This window comes from Saccharopolyspora sp. NPDC045839 (assembly GCF_056431645.1).
Genome location: NZ_JBWKKH010000028.1, coordinates 80,801 through 96,310, shown reverse-complemented (window position 1 = coordinate 96,310; position 15,510 = coordinate 80,801). Strand labels below are relative to the sequence as shown.

Genomic DNA, 15,510 nt, shown 5'->3' with positions numbered 1-15,510 from the left:
CGTCCTCCTCGCAGTCGGCGATGCCGCACAGTCTGCCCGCTCGCCCCGGCGATCCACGCCATCCCATCCGGGCATTTCGCCAACCGGTCCCGCGAGCGCTTTCGGCCCGGGGGCTCCGGAACCGATCACGAGCCCATCAATCACGCTTTCAGGTACCGGCGGAGGGCCTCCGACCGGCCAGGAGGTCGTGCGAAACAGCACCTCAGGGCACGGGAGTGACGGCGATTTCGCGCGAAATCGCCGCCTGCCGACCTACCCCGGAGCGGAGGCGCCCCTCGTCGGAAAGAATCACTCGACGGTGACGGACTTGGCCAGGTTCCGGGGCTTGTCGACGTCGTAGCCGCAGGCCCGGGCGATCTCCGCCGCCAGCACCTGCAGCGGCACCGTCGACACCAGCGGCTGCAGCAGCGTCGGCACCGCCGGGATGGTGACCAGCTCGTCCGCGAACGGCCGGACCTCGTCGTCGCCCTCCTCGGCGATCACGATCGTCCGGGCGCCGCGCGCCTGGATCTCGCGGATGTTGGAGACCAGCTTGGAGTGCAGCAGCGCCCGCCCCTTCGGCGACGGCATCACCACGACCACCGGCAGGCCCTCCTCGATCAGCGCGATCGGCCCGTGCTTGAGCTCACCCGCCGCGAAGCCCTCCGCGTGCATGTACGCGAGCTCCTTGAGCTTGAGCGCGCCCTCCAGCGCCACCGGGTAGCCGACGTGCCGCCCCAGGAACAGCACCGCCTTCGCGTCGGCGAGCTCCTGGCCCAGCTCCCGCACCTGCTCCACCGTGGACAGCGTGCGGCGCACCGCGTCGGGCATCGACGACAGCTCCGCGAACTCCCGCGCCACCTCGTCCGGGTACTTCGTTCCGCGCGCCTGCGCCAGGGCCAGCCCGACCAGGTAGTTCGCCGCCACCTGCGCCAGGAACGTCTTGGTCGCCGCGACACCGATCTCCGGCCCGGCGTGGGTATAGAGCACCGCGTCCGACTCGCGCGGGATCTGCGCGCCGTTGGTGTTGCAGATCGCCAGCACCCGCGCCCGCTGGGTGCGCGCGTGCCGCACCGCCTCCAGCGTGTCGGCGGTCTCGCCGGACTGGGAGATCGCCACCACCAGCGTGTCCCGCCCCAGCACCGGGTCGCGGTAGCGGAACTCGCTGGCCAGCTCGACCTCGACGGGCACCCGGCACCAGTGCTCGATGGCGTACTTGGCGAGCAGCCCGGAGTGGTAGGCGGTGCCGCAGGCGACGACGAAGACCTTGTCGATGTCCCGCAGGTCCTGCTCGGTGAGCCGCAGCTCGTCGAGCACGATGCCGCCGCCGGAGAAGTGCCCGCGCAGCGTGTTCTCCAGCGCCTCGGGCTGCTCCTCGATCTCCTTGAGCATGAAGTAGTCGTGGCCGCCCTTCTCGGCGGCCGACAGGTCCCAGTCCACGGTGAACGGCTTGGCCTCGACGTCCGCGGCGGAGAAGTCGGTCACCCGGTAGCCGTCACGGGTGATGGTGACCACCTGGTCCTGGCCGAGCTCCACGGCGTCGCGGGTGTGCTCGATGAACGCGGCGACGTCGGAGGCGAGGAAGTGCTCGCCCTCGCCGACCCCGACGACCAGCGGCGACGACCGGCGGGCGGCCACGATCTTGCCGGGCTCGGCGGCGTGCGTGACGACCAGGGTGAAGGCGCCCTCCAGGCGCCGGGCGACCGCGCACACGCTGGCGGTCAGGTCACCGGCGGTCGCGCCGTCGTCGTAGGCGGCGGCGACCAGGTGCGCCGTGGTCTCGGTGTCCGTGTCGCTGGCCATCTCGATGCCCGCCGCTTCCAGCTCGGCGCGCAGCGCGGCGAAGTTCTCGATGATGCCGTTGTGCACCACCGCGACCTGGCCGCTGGCGTCGCGGTGCGGGTGGGCGTTGCGGTCGGTCGGCGCGCCGTGCGTCGCCCACCTGGTGTGCCCCATGCCGCTGTGACCTGCGAACTTGCTGCCGTCGACCTCGGCGAGGCGCTTCTCCAGGTTCGACAGCGCGCCCGCGGCGCGCTCCACCGCGAGGCCGCCCTCGCCGTCGAGCAGCGCAACCCCGGCCGAGTCGTAACCCCGGTACTCGAGTCGCCGGAGTCCGCCGAGGACGACCTCGAGCGCCTGGCGATGTCCTACGTAACCAACGATGCCGCACACTCGGCCCAGCGTAGCTACTCCACATGGTCTGAACCTGTTCGCGTCAGCCGGAACGGCGAACCCCTCCCGTGGCGGCTACCGCGCGCGCATGAGCAGGTCCGCTACCGTTGCTGACCATGGCGCGCACTGCCAAGAAGGCCCCTTCCCCGAAGAACGCGTTCGAAGAGCTGTCCCGCCGCGGACCGCACGACGTCCTGCACGGTGATCTCGCCCTCGTCGGGCTGCCCGGCATCGTCTGCACGCCGCGCAGCGGGCTCGGCCTGCCGGCGGTCGCGTTCGGGCACGGCTGGCTCCAGCCGCCCCGGCGGTACCTCGGCCTGCTCCGGCACCTCGCGTCGTGGGGCATCGTGGTCGCCGCGCCCGGCTCGCAGCGCGGCGCGTTCGCATCGCACCGGCTGTTCGCCGGGGACCTGCGGACCGCGCTGGACATCTGCGTCGGCGTCCGGCTCGGCGAGGGCGAGATCAGCGTCGACGAGAAGCGGCTCGGGGTCGCCGGGCACGCCATGGGCGGCGGCTGCGCGGTGCTCGCGGCGGCCGACGACCCGCGGATCCGCTCGGTCGCGACGCTGGCCGCCGCCGAGACCATGCCGTCGGCGTTCGAGACCGCGAGCCGCGTCGAGGTGCCCGGCCTGCACATCGCCGCGGGCCAGGACCTGCTGGCGCCGCCGGTGGCCAACGCCGAGCCGATCGCCCGGGCCTGGGGCGGCCCGGTGCAGCTGCGGACGGTGAAGAAGGCCAGCCACCTCGGCTTCACCGAGGGACGGCACTGGACCCAGCTGCTGCTGCACGGCAAGCCCGAGTACGCGACGCAGCGCGTCACGAAGGCCCTGCTCACCGCGTTCTTCCTCCGCACGCTGGCCGGCGACCGGCGCGGCGAGGCGCTGCTGACCGCCGACATCGGCGGCAGCCGCATCGATCACGAGCACAGCCGCGGCGACCTCGCCGCGGCGTGACTCACAGGTTCGGCGCGACCTCCTCGGCGACCTTCTTCACGGCGGCTTCCGCCTCTTCGATCGGCATCCGCCCGTCGCTGAAGCCGTAGGACTTGTCGGTTCCGTCGTAGCTGATGCTCACGATCTTGGTGCCCTTGCGGAAGACCAGCTCCGCCGCGGACGTCTCCCCGTCAGCGACCAGGAAACCGGTGTCCCACGAGCCGGAAACGTCGCTGACCCGCGCCGCCCCCGGGGGCACGTTCTGCCGCTCGTAGTCGTAGTTCGACTCGGCTTCCTCGATCGGCTCGGAGTAGTCGGCGTAGTCGGAGACGCTGATGTCGAGGTAGCGCTCGTTGGTGCCGTCCTTGCCCTTCGTCGGCCGCCACATGCAGATGGAGCTCGTTTCGCCGACGGCGCCGCTGATGAAGTTCGTGGTGTGCAGGTCCTTCAGCGTCTTCTCGCTCAGCAGGTCGCATTCGGGGACCATCGGCTCGCCGCTCGGTGCCTGCCCGGCCGGCTCGGCGACGTGCTGGTGCCTGAAGTAGAAGTAGCCGCCGGCGACGAGCCCGATCAGGAGCATCGGGATGGAGACCAGGATGACGGCCACGATGCAGCCGACACGGCTCTTCTTCTTCGGCGGCGGAGGAACCGGGTAACCCGGCGGCGGAACAGCCTGCCCAGGCTGCGGAAACGGTTGCCCCGGCGGCGGAAACGGTTGCCCCGCCTGGGGAACGGGCTGCCCGGGCGGCGGAACGGGCTGCCCGGCCTGCGGAACAGGCTGTCCCTGCGGGCTCTGCGGAGCTGGCGGCTGCTGGGGCTGGTACTGCGGCTGCCCCGACGGGTCGGGCTGTTGCGGATTCACCCGGAAAGAATAGGCGACCACCCGAAGCTATCGTCCGATCACGGGAAACGTCTAGTTTGGACGAATCCGCCGCCGAACCGGCACGGCGGGACGAAGCCTTTGATGCGCAAGGACTTCCGCGCACCACGGACCACCCGGCCGGAACGCTCGCTGCGCGGCTGGGCGAAGCCCGATCTCGCCCCAGCCCGGCTCGAGACGACGCGAAGGCCCGGGCCGCACCCGGCCCGGGCCTCGCTTCGGCGCTACCTCAACCAGCTCTGGTTCTCGTAGTCGTCGTCATCGTCGAACGCCGCCCGCCGGCGCGGTGCCGGCTTCGGCGCCACCGGAGGCGGCGGTGGCGGTGGTGGTGCGGGAGGCGGCGTGTGCCGGGCAGCCGACTGCTGCTCCTCCTCGAACTCGTCGTCGCCCCCGAGGCTGATCTCGTTGCTCTGCTCGTTCCGCTTGCCCGCCCAGTCGTTCCGCGGCTTGTCCTCCTCCGGCGGCTGGGCGTTGGCGGCCTTCTCGACGAGCTCCTGCTTGCGCTCGTCCGCGGCCGCCTTGATCTCCTCGTTCTTCTGCGCCGACGCGGCTTCCGCGGCACGGACCGCATCCATGCTGTCCTCGACGCCGTAGCGGTGCCGCGCGACCAGGGTCGCGATCTCGTCCGCGACCTGCTGGTTGATCAGAACCATCACGCTCACCTATCCCGGTCTTCGCCGAGGACCGACCGGAACCGCATACCGGAGGCATCGACCCCGTCGTCGAAGAGCTGGCCCTGGGTGCGCCACGGACTGTCGTTGGTCCGCTCCTGATCGCCGCCCTGCTGAGCGCCGTGGCCGCCGCCCATCGCGCCCATGCCGCCCATCATCCCGCCGCCCATGGCGGCGCTCTGGTTGCCCCCCTGGCCGCTCTGCGGTCCGGACTGGCCCTGCCCGGCACCACCCGGGTCGCCCAGCGACGACAGGCCGGTGGCACCCTGCGGGCTGCCGCCGGCGGAGTCGCCCGCGGATGACGACAGCGAGGCGAGGCCGGTCGATCCGTGCTGGTCGGAGCCGCCGGGCATGCCGGGCTGGTCCTGGCCGCCGAAGAGCTGGCCGGAGGCGCTGCCGAACGAGTTCTGCACCCCTTCGCCCAGGCCGCTGAACGAGCTCATGCCGGCCGACTGCGGCGAGGTGGACGCCGGGGCGCCCGCCGACGCGGCCTCGGTGGCCGCCGGAACACCGGCACCGGCGTCGAACGCGGGCATGGTGCTCGCACCGCCGCCGAAGGCGGCCGCGCCGAAGCCCGGATCCGCCGCGGGCATGGTGCCCACGCCGGCGTCGTAAGCGGGCATGGTGCCGAACCCGGCGTCGGGAGCGGGCATCGGAGCCCCGAGATCCGGCGCAGGCATCGGTGCACCCATGTCCGGCCCGGGCATCGGACCGCCGCCCATGTCCGGTGCGGGCATCGGCGAACCGATGTCCGCGGGCATCGTCCGCACGTTCTCCGGGGTTCCCGTACCTGCGTCGGGCGCGGGCATGCCGGTCTCCGGCGGACGGAGCCCGCCCGCGTCGGCGGGCATGGTCCCGATGCGCTCGGCGTCGACCGGCGACTTCGGGTCGCTGCCGAAGTCGATCGTCTGGTTCATCGGCGGCTGCCCGCCGCCGTTGTCGATGTTGACCTTGACCTGGCCGTCCGGCGTCCGCTCCAGCGTGATGGTGCGGTCGCCCTCCTTGATCACGGCCTTGCCGTCCTCGCCCGCCTTCACCTGGGTCGGGCCTTCGCCACCGGGCGGCCCACCGACCGGCGGCTGCCCCGGCACCCCACCCGGCGCGGGCATCGTCTGCACGCCGTCGGCCGCGCCCCCGCCGGGAGCGCCGCCCGCCGGGCCGAAGTCGACCTCGTAGGTCTTCGGCTTGCCGTCCGGCCCGATCAGCTCGACCTGCGTCTTGCCGTCGGGGCCGGGCTTCTGCACGGTGACCGCGTCGTCGCCCTCGCCGAGGGTCACCTTCTCCTGCTCGCCCTGCTCGCCGGCGCCGCCGTCCATTCCCGGCGTCTCCGGCGGCTTCGGCATCTCCGGCTGTTCCGGCATCTCCGGCGCTCCACCGCCGCCGCCGCCACCGGTGCCGGCACCACCGCCGCCACCGCCGGTGCCCGAGCCACCGCCGCCGGTTCCGTTGCCACCGCCGCCGGTGCCGTTACCGCCCTTGTCGTTGCCGCCGCCGTCGCCATCGCCGTCGAGACCCTTGAACGGGTCGTCGCTGACCTTGGCGGCCTCCAGCATCTTGTCGTACGAGGCCTGGACGGCGTCCTGAGTGGACTTGCTCTGGTCCTTGAAGGACTGGTACTTCTGCTCCATCTCGGGCTTGAACGACTCGTCGAGCCACTTCTTGGCGTCGTCGATCAGGCCCTGGCGGATCTGGTCGCAGGCGTCCTTGGCCCCGAAGAACTGGCCGATCAACCCGCCGATCGGGCCGCCCAGGATCAGGCCGATCGCCTGGTCCTTGATCATCGACCAGGCACCGGAGAAGATGTCGTCGATCCCGATGTCCTTGAGGTCCTCGAGATTGATGTCGCCGCGCGCCTTGCGGATCTCGTCCTTGGTGTCGTCGGGGTCCTTGCCCGCGCACTTGATCTCTTTGCCCAGCTCCAGCACGAACTTCGCGTACTCGCGCACGGTCTGCTGGATGCCGTCGACGGCCGGGGTGATGGCGCCGGCCATGTTCTCGGTCTCGTTGGTGACCGTCGTGCCGGCCTGGCTGTACTTGCCGACCTTGGCCTCGGCCGATTCGGCGGCCTTCCCCTGCCAGGTCTGCCTGGTGCCCTGGAACGACTGGCCCATCGAGTCGTTCTGGTCCAGCAGCGCCTGCTGCACGCCGCCCAGCCGCTCGGCGTCCTCCCGGAACGCACCGAAGTCGATCTCGCGGAGCTGGTCGTACTGCTCGACCACATCGGCCTGGAAGTCCGCGCCCTTGCCGGCCCAGTCCCTGTACAGCGGCAGGAACTTCTCGAAGAAGTCCAGCCCCATCTTGCCGTCGTCGAGCAGTTCGTCGGAGGTGCCGACGGAGCCGCCGCCTTCGAGCTTCTTCTTGGCGTCGTCGAACTTGCCCTTGCGCTCCTCGGCGGCCTTGGCCTTCTCCTGCAGCGCGGAGAAACCGCCATCGGTGATCTTCTCGAAGAGCCCGCCACCGATCGGGTTGACGATGCTCATCGCGGTGTCGGCGATGCCGCCCGCGTTGTCGACCAGCCAGCTGCCTGCGTCGGCGACGGTCTCACCGACCCATTCGCCCGCGTCCTGCACGGCCCCGCCGACCGCTTCCCCGACCTCCGAGCCGACTTTCGCGCCGACCACGGCGCCCGCCGGGCCCGCCACCAGACCGGTGACGCCGCCCTGGATGCCGCCGACGACGGAACCGAACTCCTCGCCGAAGCTGCTTTCCTCTTCCTTCTTCTCGTCCGCCATCAGGCCTGCACCTTCCCGACCTCGTTGGCCCCGGATTCGTCGCTGGCCTGGTATTCCTTCGCGGTCGACGAGAAGTCTTCGGACAGCTTCGAGCCGTGCTCGCCGAACGACTCGATGTTCTTCCCCAGTTTGTCCAACGCGTCCTTGTAGGCCTTGCCGGCCTCGTGGAACTTCTTGCCGAACTTCTCCGCGGTCAGCTTCGTATCGGTGGCCTTCTTGGCCTGCTCCTTGAGTGACCCAGCACCGTCGGAGAACGCATTGGCCGCCTTCGAGATGTCGGTCCCCGAGGTCTGCGCCCCGCTCATAGTGCCCCCTTCACCGGACCTGTCGCGCACGTCGCACCAGGGGTGTGACGGCACGTGTGCCTCACCGGTTCCTCATCTTGACAGGTTCCCCGAGGCGAAACGGCAGATCCGGCGAGGTGCTTGCATCCGCGAAGCGAGAAGTCGATCACTGCGGCGGGTACGGCCCCTGCGGCGGCTGCCCGAAGCCCTGCTGCGGCGGCAACTGCTGTGGTGGCTGCGGGGCGAAGCCCTGCTGCGGGAACGGCGCGGGCCGCTGCGCGCCACCACCGCTCTTCAGGATCAGCATCGCCGTCAGCGCACCAGCGCCGCCGCCGAAGATCAGGCTGCCCACCAGCGCGATCAGCAGTTGCAACGTTCCTCCTGTATTCACTGCTGGTAGGGACCTTGCGGCGGCTGCCCGAAGCCCTGCTGCGGCGGGAACTGCTGCGGCGGCTGCGGCTGGGGGTGCTGCGGTTGCTGCGGCGGGAACTGCGGCATCGGCTGCTGCGCCGGAGCCTTGTTCTTCATGATCAGCGCGACGACGGCGCCGCCACCGGCACCGAAGATCACGCTCAGCACGATCACGATCAGGATCGAGAAGATCACTACGGCCTCCAATCGTCCGGCCCCGAACCTATCGGAGGGCACCGCGTCGGCGGGCGGGCAGCGGGAAGTCAACGTCGCCGGAACAGCACCACCACGAGCACCATGAGGCCGATGGCGGCCAGGAGGCCGAGCAGCAGAACGATGAGTCGCAGATCGATGGAGATCACAACACCGAATGATCCCGGATCACACCGCGCGGGCTCAGCCGGCGGTCAGGAGTGGCCCCCGCCCCCGAAGATCAACGGCAGGCCCCAGCCCTGCGCCAGCACGACGGCGAACACGAATGCGCCCAGGATCATGAGCACCACGGGTACCACCAGGACGATCAGCAGGTCACCGAAGAGTTGTCCGCGCATGGCTCACGCTCAGCTCCGCCTGCGGTTGATGAACCACGACCTGCTCTCGTGCGCGGCGTTGACGGCTTTCATGCCGGCCAGCGCGAGCGCGGAGAAGATCACGATACCGACGACGAGCCCGACAGCGACAAGCCCGACAACCATGGCGACAACGATGGCACCCATGTGAGCAGGGTCTCACAGATCGTCTCGTCGCAAGAGATCAAAATCACAAGATCACCGGATTGAGGCAACAAGTTCGGCCAAATGCTCGGCCACCGCCTGCGCTCGGTCCTCGCTCTGCGCCTCGACCATCACCCGAACCAGCTGCTCGGTGCCCGACGGGCGCAGCAGGATGCGGCCGGTGTCGCCGAGCTCCGCTTCTGCCGCCGCCACCGCCGACGCGACGTCGGCCGCCGCGCACACCGCGGCCTTGTCGGCCACCCGCACGTTGATCAGCACCTGCGGCAACCGCCGCATGACCTTGGCCAACGACGCCAGCGGGGTGCCGGTGGCCGCCATCCGGCCCATCAGCCGCAGCGCGGTGAGCAGGCCGTCGCCGGTCGTGGCGTGGCCGGGCAGCACGACGTGGCCGGACTGCTCGCCACCGAGCGCGAACCCGCCCGCCCGCAGTTCTTCCAGCACGTACCGGTCGCCGACGGCCGTGGTGCGCAGCGCCACACCCTGCTCGCGCATCGCCAGGTGCAGGCCGAGGTTGCTCATCACGGTCGCGACCAGCGTGTTCTCGGTCAACTCGCCGGCCTCGTGCATGGCCACCGCGAGGACCGCCATGATCTGGTCGCCGTCCACCGCGGCGCCCGTGGCGTCCACCGCGAGGCAGCGGTCGGCGTCACCGTCGTGCGCGATGCCCAGGTCCGCGCCGTGTTCGAGCACCGCCGCCTGCAGCACCTCGAGGTGGGTGGAGCCGACTCCGGCGTTGATGTTGATGCCGTCGGGCTCGGCGCTGATCGCGATCACCTCGGCGCCCGCCCGGCGGTACGCCTCCGGCGCCGCGACCGAAGCCGCGCCGTTGGCGCAGTCCACGACGACCTTCAGCCCACCGAGCGGCTGCGGAGCAGCGGTCAGCAGGTGATCGACGTAACGCCGCACCGCGTCGGGGACATCTCGGACGCGGCCGACCTGGGCCCCGGTGGGCCGGTCGACCTGCTCGTTCAGGCGTGCCTCGATCTCGTCCTCGACGGTGTCCGGGAGCTTGTTCCCGCCGGCCGCGAACAGCTTGATCCCGTTGTCCGGCATCGGGTTGTGCGAGGCGGAGATCATCACGCCGAGGTCCGCGCCCAGCTCGGCGACCAGGTGCGCGACGGCCGGGGTGGGCAGCACGCCGACCCGCAGCACATCGGCTCCGGCCGAGGTCAGGCCCGCCGTGACCGCCGCCTCCAGCATCTCGCCGCTGGCGCGGGGGTCGCGGCCCACCAGCGCCACCCGGCGCTGCGAATCGTCCCGGTCGTAGAGCACGCGTGCCGCCGCAGCGGCCACCGACATCGCCAGCTCCGGCGTCAGATCGGCGTTGGCCAACCCGCGCACCCCGTCGGTGCCGAACAACCGAGCCATCAGCAGCACGTCCTCCTCGTGTGACGCGGAAAACTCCGCGGGGCGCGAGACCGGACGCGCCACGTCGAGTTCTTGTCCTTGCAGCGGCGAAGCCGCTTGGCCCACGCGATCAAGGCGACCACCCGCGGATTCCCGGACGTCTCCCCGGGAGGACAGCCCCGACAGGCATACACGAGTCGGGGATCCCGGACCGAGGGACGTCTGAGGTTCCGCTTCGGGACCACCTGCGCAGATCGAGTTTGAGACCGGCCTTCGGTGCATACGACTGCGGGAGCAGTCTCGTCCACAACGGACGAGGCTGCTCCCGCAGATCGGATGAAATTCGCGTCAGCGCTTGCTGTACTGCGGCGCCTTGCGGGCCTTCTTGAGACCGTACTTCTTGCGCTCCTTCTCCCGCGCGTCACGGGTGAGCATGCCGGCCTTCTTCAGCGCCGGGCGGTCCTCGGCCTCGTAGGCGACCAGCGCACGGGCGATCGCCATGCGCAGCGCGCCGGCCTGGCCCGACGGGCCGCCACCGCGCAGGGTGGCCAGCACGTCGAAGCTCTCCACGCGCTCGACGGTGACCAGCGGCTCCTTGATCAGCTGCTGGTGCACCTTGTTCGGGAAGTACTGCTCGAGGGTCTTGCCGTTGAGCTTGAAGCCACCGGTGCCCGGCACCAGCCGGACCCGGACGACGGCTTCCTTGCGGCGACCCACGGTCTGCACCGGGCGGCCGGTCGGCACCGGGATCGGGGCCGGGGCGACCGCTTCTTCTTCGCCGGTCTCTTCGACGGTCTCCTCGTCGGCGACGTCGGTGACCTCGGCGGTCTCCTCGGGAGCCGGGGTCACGTTCTCTTCCTGCTGAAGTTCGTCAGTCACTTCTCGACCTTCGCGTTGATCTCGAACGGCTGCGGGTTCTGGGCCTGGTGCGGGTGCTCCGCGCCGGCGTAGACCTTGAGCTTCTTGCCCATCGCGCGGCCGAGCTTGTTCTTCGGCAACATGCCCTTGATCGCCTTTTCGAGCAGCCGCTCGGGGTGCTTCTCGAGCACCTCACCGAAGGACTGCTTACGCAGACCACCGGGGTAACCACTGTGCCGGTAGTGGAACGCCTGGGTGCGCTTGTTACCGGTCAGGGCCACCTTCTCGGCATTGACGATGACGACGAAGTCACCGGTGTCGATGTGCGGCGCGTAGGTCGGCTTGTGCTTGCCGCGCAGCAGCGTCGCGGCCTGAGTTGCCAACCGGCCGAGCACCACATCCTCGGCGTCGATCACATGCCAGGCGCGGGTCACCTCGCCGGGCTTCGGGCTGTACGTGCGCACGGATCTACCTCGTCGTCGTTCGCGTCGGAATCGTCAGTGCGGAGCCCGTCTCGATCACGCCGGTCGGTCCCGCAGGAACTCTCCTGGGAACCGGCACGTCCGCCAGTACCGCCGCCGGGACCGTGACCCGCTGGGGGCCCGATCCGCTGGCGCGAACTGCAGCCGCGCACCGCACAACAAAGAATGAGGGTACTTGGTGGCTTCTGGCCCGGTCAAAACGGGTCCTCGATACTTGCTCGGAGGATTCTGACCTGGCAGATCGCCGCTATCAGGATAGCGAACGCCGGGCGCGGCACCCGCGCGGCCCCGGACAGCGTTGCGGCCCCGGCGTTCGCCGGGGCCGCAGCTCGCTCTTCAGCAGGTGGGATCAGCCACCGAAGCGACCGGCGTTCTTCTTCTCACCGGCCTGGAAGGACTCGTTGGCGGCACCAACGGCCATGCCCATCTTCGCGGCGGTCTCCTGCATGCGGGCCGCTTCCTCGTCCCAGGACTTCTGCGCCTCCTGGTAGGAAGCCACGGCCTCGCCCTCCCAGGTGGCCACGAGCTTCTGGATCTTGCCCTCGAGGTCGTCCAGCTCGCCCTGGATCTTCTGCGCGGCGGCCTGCAGGTCGTCGGAGGCCTGCTGCAGCTCCGCGAAGTTGACTGCGATCTCGCTCATTGCTTATCCCCTCAAATGCCTATGGTGAAGATTACGGAAGATGCGAAGGTCGAAGTCCGGCTCAGCCGTCGAGCATGCTCGTGATCTTGGAGATCTCCGCGGCCTGCTCCTCCTGGGTCGCCGCGTAGTCGGCACCGGAGCTCTGCACGTTCTGGCCCAGCTCGTCCAGCTTCTGCAGGATCTTCTTGCCGCTGTCCTCGTAGGAGTCCATCAGCTTGCGGAACACGTCCGCAGCCGCGCCCTTCCAGTTCGCGACCGGCCCCTCCAGCTGGCCGCTCAGCTGCGAGAGCGCCTGCTCGACCGCGTTGCGAGCCTCGTCGATGTCGACCGACGCCTGCTGAATCGCCTCGGTGTCTGCACCAATTCCAGCCATGTTCGGGTGACCCCCTTCAAACTCGTCATCAAGTCCTGATGAACCTGCGACGCAGACATTGCCATGTTCGGTTCCATGTTGTCCTGGATTTCTCCGGAACCCGTTGCTGATGTAAACGCCGAACGGGGAACCCGCAGGTCATCGCATGATTCGCGCTTGCGAAAAGTCGAGATCACTGCCGTCGGAAGGCGTTTGCTCTTGCGATTTCCCGGTCGCCGACTCGTTCTCGGCGGTGTCCGGGCGCACATTGGACTCGGTTTCGGCGAGCTCTTCGACTTCCAATCCCATCCGGGCGCGGTAGGCGATCGCCTCGGCCCGCCGGTCCGATTCGGCACCCGCCGGCTTCGTTCCCGCGAGTTCCCTTGTGTGCCTTTGGAAATCCTGTGCGCGGTGGTTCGCTTCGCCGCGGGCTCGCCGGCCGCGTCCCACCGCATCCGCGAGTTCGGACCGCAACCTCCGGACGGAATCCGCTGGATCTGCCATGACAATGCCTCCCTGTCCGGCGGCCGCGCGAAAACCATTCCGCCGCGGCGAATTCACCATCGGTTCAACGCAGCTTGAGCGACCCGACGACCTGCTGGCAGGCGCGCAGCACGTCATCCTTGCCGACCTCGCCGTACTTGCAGCCGACGCTGACCCGGAATTGCCCTTGGTGCACCACGTACCACTCGACCGTCGCGGCCTGCATTTTCTGCCGGTAGTAGACCACGTCCCGGCCCGCGAAACTGGTGGATGCGTTGAACAGGGAGAATTGCGCGCCGTTCGCCACGTTCTGCTGGTACTCGCCGAACAGCTGCTGGACCGCCCGGTTCCGGTCGGTGTCGGTGTCGAAGTTGAGCTTGCCCTCCTCGACCGCGATCAGCGAGTCCTGCTCATCGTTCTGCGGGCCGATCATGGTCTGCCACTTCTTCGCGTCGCCGCCGATCTGCTTCCAGTCGCTGGGATAGGCGAATTCGTAGTCGTACTGCACGATCATCCGGGGCGGCACCTCCGGCCCGGCCTGCGGCCGGCCGGTGCTGGTCAGGACGAGGGTCAGCACAACGCCAGCGGCCACCACGGCCGCGGCGCCGGCGCCGATCAGCCACGGCAGCTTGTTGTTCTTCTCGCGGCTGCGCTGGTGCGCGACCGGCATCGTCTGATCGCTGCCGCCGATGACGACGGTCCGGGCCCCGCTGAGCGAGTCGCCCGCGGTCACGCCGGGGCCGGCCTGGGGCGGGACCACCGGGAGCGGATGCGATCGCACCGTCGAGGTGCCCGCCCAGGCGCCGGCGGGCGCCAGCCCACCGCTGCGGTCCGGGTCGAGCCGGACCGCGCGCAACGCGCCACGCGCCACGACCGTCTCGGGCTGGTCCAATGTGGTCGGAACGACGCCGGTGCGCTCGTGGATCAGCCGCGCCACCATCGGGATCCGGCTCGAACCGCCCACCAGGAACACCCCGGCCAGCTGCTGCCGGGCGACCTTGCCCTCGCGCAGCGTGGTCAGCACCAGGTCGGCGGACTTGGCCAGCGGCGCGGCGACCAGCGCCTCCAGGTCGACGCGGGTGACGTGCGCGTCGGAGAACGGCGGCGGCATCGGCACGTCGGTGTAGGCGTGCCGGGACAGGGTTTCCTTGGCGCCGCGGACGTCCTGCCGCACCACCCGGCGACGGCGGCGATCCGGCATCTCGCGGCCTTCGACGAGCTTCTCCCAGGCCTCGGGATCGGTGCCGGAGACGAGCCGGCCGATGTGGTCCAGCAGCGCCTGGTCGATGTCGGCGCCGCCGAAGTTCGGTTCGCCGCGGGTGGCGAGCACCTGGAACGACGAGCCCTGCTTGCGCACGACGCTGGCGTCCACGGTGCCGCCGCCGAGGTCGAGCACCGCCAGCGCACCGCCGTCGGGGAGCCCGTGCCCGGCGGAGTGGAACACCGCCGCCGCGACCGGTTCCGGCACCATGACGAGTTCCTTGCCCAGGCCGGCGGCGGCCTGGCGCAGCGCCGCGGTGCGCATCGAACCCCAGTCCGCGGGGTGGGTCAGCACCAGCAGGTCGACGGCCGCGCCGCCGGCGAAGCGGCGGGCCTCGCCGACCGCGCGCTGCAGCACGGCGCGGATCACGTCGGCTACCTTCAGCACGCTGCTGCCGAGCAGCAGCTCGCCCTCGTCGATGCGGCGCTTCGGGTGCGGCTCGAAGCGGGCCGGGTCGACCGCGGCCTGGCGTTCGGCCTCGTGCCCGACGAACAGCGTGCCGTCGGCCGCGGCGAACACCGCGGACGGCACCAGCGGCTGCCCGTCGATGACGACCACCTGCGGTTCGGCACCGCCGACTGACACCACCGTGCATGTGCTCGAGGTGCCGAAGTCGATCGAGACGTGCAGGGACACCCAGAACTCCTTCACCGTCGCCGAAGCGCCTTTTCCGGCGACGTCTGTCGTCCGACCGCCGATCCGGCGCGCCGACTCCCCCCCGAGCACCCTAGAGGTTAAGGGTGCGAGCGCACCAACAGTCTGCCCCTGACCGGGCGATCAGCGCGAGCACCCGTCACGGATTGTTGCCATCCGACGGCACCGCAGGGGTCCTCGTCCAACCGATCAGCCGCGACGCAATCCTGCGATGAAGTCCTGCCACTGCCGACGACGGAACACCACGGTGCCGCCGGCTCGATCCTTCGTATCCCGAACCCCGGCCAACCCGGCGGCCAGAGCGATCTCGACGCAGTTCGGCGCCCCATTGCTGCGGCTGGACTTCCGCCAAATCATCCCGTCCGAGCTCAACGCTTCGATCTCTCGGTTGATCAAGGGCAAGGTGTCCCGGTCGCTCAGAGCCGCGACCCGCAACCGGTCGAAGACCAGGCTATATGCGCGGGTGTGCTGGGGTCGAGACAAGCAGTCGGAGCTCGTCAGGCTCTCGACGTAGGCAATGCTGGAGTTGCACCTGCATATGGACTGCTGGCGCATCCTCGCCGCCCGCCCCTGACACGTCCGGGTGGAGGTGGCGTTTTCGCGCGAAACCGGCGCCGCCACGCACGCGAAACGCCGGT

General features: G+C 70.0%; 18 protein-coding genes. 1 reads left to right on the top strand and 17 read right to left on the bottom strand.

Features of this window, described 5'->3' with window-relative positions:
* Window positions 1-288: 288 nt before the first annotated feature.
* Window positions 289-2,151, bottom strand: coding sequence for a glutamine--fructose-6-phosphate transaminase (isomerizing) (gene glmS / locus AC07EQ_RS31510; RefSeq protein WP_478391474.1), 1,863 nt, complete (start codon window positions 2,149-2,151; stop codon window positions 289-291).
* Between the two features lie 116 nt (window positions 2,152-2,267).
* Between glmS and AC07EQ_RS31505 the strand changes: the two genes are divergently transcribed.
* Window positions 2,268-3,104 carry a dienelactone hydrolase family protein gene (locus tag AC07EQ_RS31505; protein WP_478391473.1) on the top strand — a complete coding sequence of 279 codons (837 nt, stop codon included), beginning with the start codon at window positions 2,268-2,270 and terminating at the stop codon, window positions 3,102-3,104.
* Window position 3,105: 1 nt separating this feature from the next.
* On the opposite strand, the gene AC07EQ_RS31500 is transcribed toward AC07EQ_RS31505, so the two are convergent.
* The 16 genes from AC07EQ_RS31500 to AC07EQ_RS31425 form a co-directional block, all read right to left on the bottom strand.
* On the bottom strand, window positions 3,106-3,690 hold the full coding sequence (locus AC07EQ_RS31500) for a hypothetical protein (RefSeq protein ID WP_478391472.1): 585 nt from the start codon (window positions 3,688-3,690) through the stop codon (window positions 3,106-3,108).
* Window positions 3,691-4,187: 497 nt separating this feature from the next.
* The gene (locus AC07EQ_RS31495; RefSeq protein WP_478391471.1) at window positions 4,188-4,616 is read right to left on the bottom strand and encodes a hypothetical protein; all 429 of its coding nucleotides are present in this window, start codon (window positions 4,614-4,616) and stop codon (window positions 4,188-4,190) included.
* Between the two features lie 5 nt (window positions 4,617-4,621).
* Window positions 4,622-7,366, bottom strand: a complete 2,745-nt coding sequence (locus AC07EQ_RS31490; RefSeq protein ID WP_478391470.1) for a WXG100 family type VII secretion target — start codon at window positions 7,364-7,366, stop codon at window positions 4,622-4,624.
* Entirely contained in the window at window positions 7,366-7,671 is a 306-nt protein-coding gene (locus AC07EQ_RS31485) for a hypothetical protein (protein ID WP_093265582.1), read from the bottom strand. Before AC07EQ_RS31485 ends, AC07EQ_RS31490 begins: the two co-directional genes overlap by 1 nt.
* Before the next feature lie 145 nt (window positions 7,672-7,816).
* On the bottom strand, window positions 7,817-8,023 hold the full coding sequence (locus tag AC07EQ_RS31480) for a hypothetical protein (protein WP_478391469.1): 207 nt from the start codon (window positions 8,021-8,023) through the stop codon (window positions 7,817-7,819).
* A gap of 14 nt (window positions 8,024-8,037) precedes the next feature.
* The gene (locus tag AC07EQ_RS31475) at window positions 8,038-8,256 is read right to left on the bottom strand and encodes a hypothetical protein (protein WP_478391468.1); all 219 of its coding nucleotides are present in this window, start codon (window positions 8,254-8,256) and stop codon (window positions 8,038-8,040) included.
* Window positions 8,257-8,468: 212 nt separating this feature from the next.
* Window positions 8,469-8,612, bottom strand: a complete 144-nt coding sequence (locus AC07EQ_RS31470; protein ID WP_478391467.1) for a hypothetical protein — start codon at window positions 8,610-8,612, stop codon at window positions 8,469-8,471.
* Window positions 8,613-8,621: 9 nt separating this feature from the next.
* Window positions 8,622-8,777, bottom strand: coding sequence for a hypothetical protein (locus AC07EQ_RS31465; RefSeq protein WP_165968348.1), 156 nt, complete (start codon window positions 8,775-8,777; stop codon window positions 8,622-8,624).
* Between the two features lie 51 nt (window positions 8,778-8,828).
* A complete protein-coding gene (glmM, locus tag AC07EQ_RS31460) occupies window positions 8,829-10,163 on the bottom strand; it encodes a phosphoglucosamine mutase (RefSeq protein ID WP_478391499.1) in 1,335 nt (444 codons plus the stop codon).
* 327 nt (window positions 10,164-10,490) lie between these two features.
* Window positions 10,491-11,021, bottom strand: a complete 531-nt coding sequence (gene rpsI / locus AC07EQ_RS31455) for a 30S ribosomal protein S9 (protein ID WP_478391466.1) — start codon at window positions 11,019-11,021, stop codon at window positions 10,491-10,493.
* Entirely contained in the window at window positions 11,018-11,464 is a 447-nt protein-coding gene (gene rplM / locus AC07EQ_RS31450) for a 50S ribosomal protein L13 (RefSeq protein ID WP_132491634.1), read from the bottom strand. The genes rpsI and rplM overlap by 4 nt, the downstream gene beginning before the upstream one ends.
* 367 nt (window positions 11,465-11,831) lie before the next feature.
* The gene (locus tag AC07EQ_RS31445; RefSeq protein WP_478391465.1) at window positions 11,832-12,122 is read right to left on the bottom strand and encodes a WXG100 family type VII secretion target; all 291 of its coding nucleotides are present in this window, start codon (window positions 12,120-12,122) and stop codon (window positions 11,832-11,834) included.
* A 61-nt stretch (window positions 12,123-12,183) separates the two neighbouring features.
* Window positions 12,184-12,495, bottom strand: coding sequence for a WXG100 family type VII secretion target (locus AC07EQ_RS31440; RefSeq protein WP_478391464.1), 312 nt, complete (start codon window positions 12,493-12,495; stop codon window positions 12,184-12,186).
* A gap of 138 nt (window positions 12,496-12,633) precedes the next feature.
* Window positions 12,634-13,038: a hypothetical protein gene (locus tag AC07EQ_RS31435; RefSeq protein ID WP_478391463.1), complete on the bottom strand. Its 405-nt coding sequence runs from the start codon at window positions 13,036-13,038 to the stop codon at window positions 12,634-12,636.
* 4 nt (window positions 13,039-13,042) lie between these two features.
* Window positions 13,043-14,854 carry a type VII secretion-associated protein gene (locus AC07EQ_RS31430; RefSeq protein ID WP_478391462.1) on the bottom strand — a complete coding sequence of 604 codons (1,812 nt, stop codon included), beginning with the start codon at window positions 14,852-14,854 and terminating at the stop codon, window positions 13,043-13,045.
* Between the two features lie 207 nt (window positions 14,855-15,061).
* Entirely contained in the window at window positions 15,062-15,427 is a 366-nt protein-coding gene (locus tag AC07EQ_RS31425; RefSeq protein ID WP_478391461.1) for a DUF397 domain-containing protein, read from the bottom strand.
* Window positions 15,428-15,510: the final 83 nt, after the last annotated feature.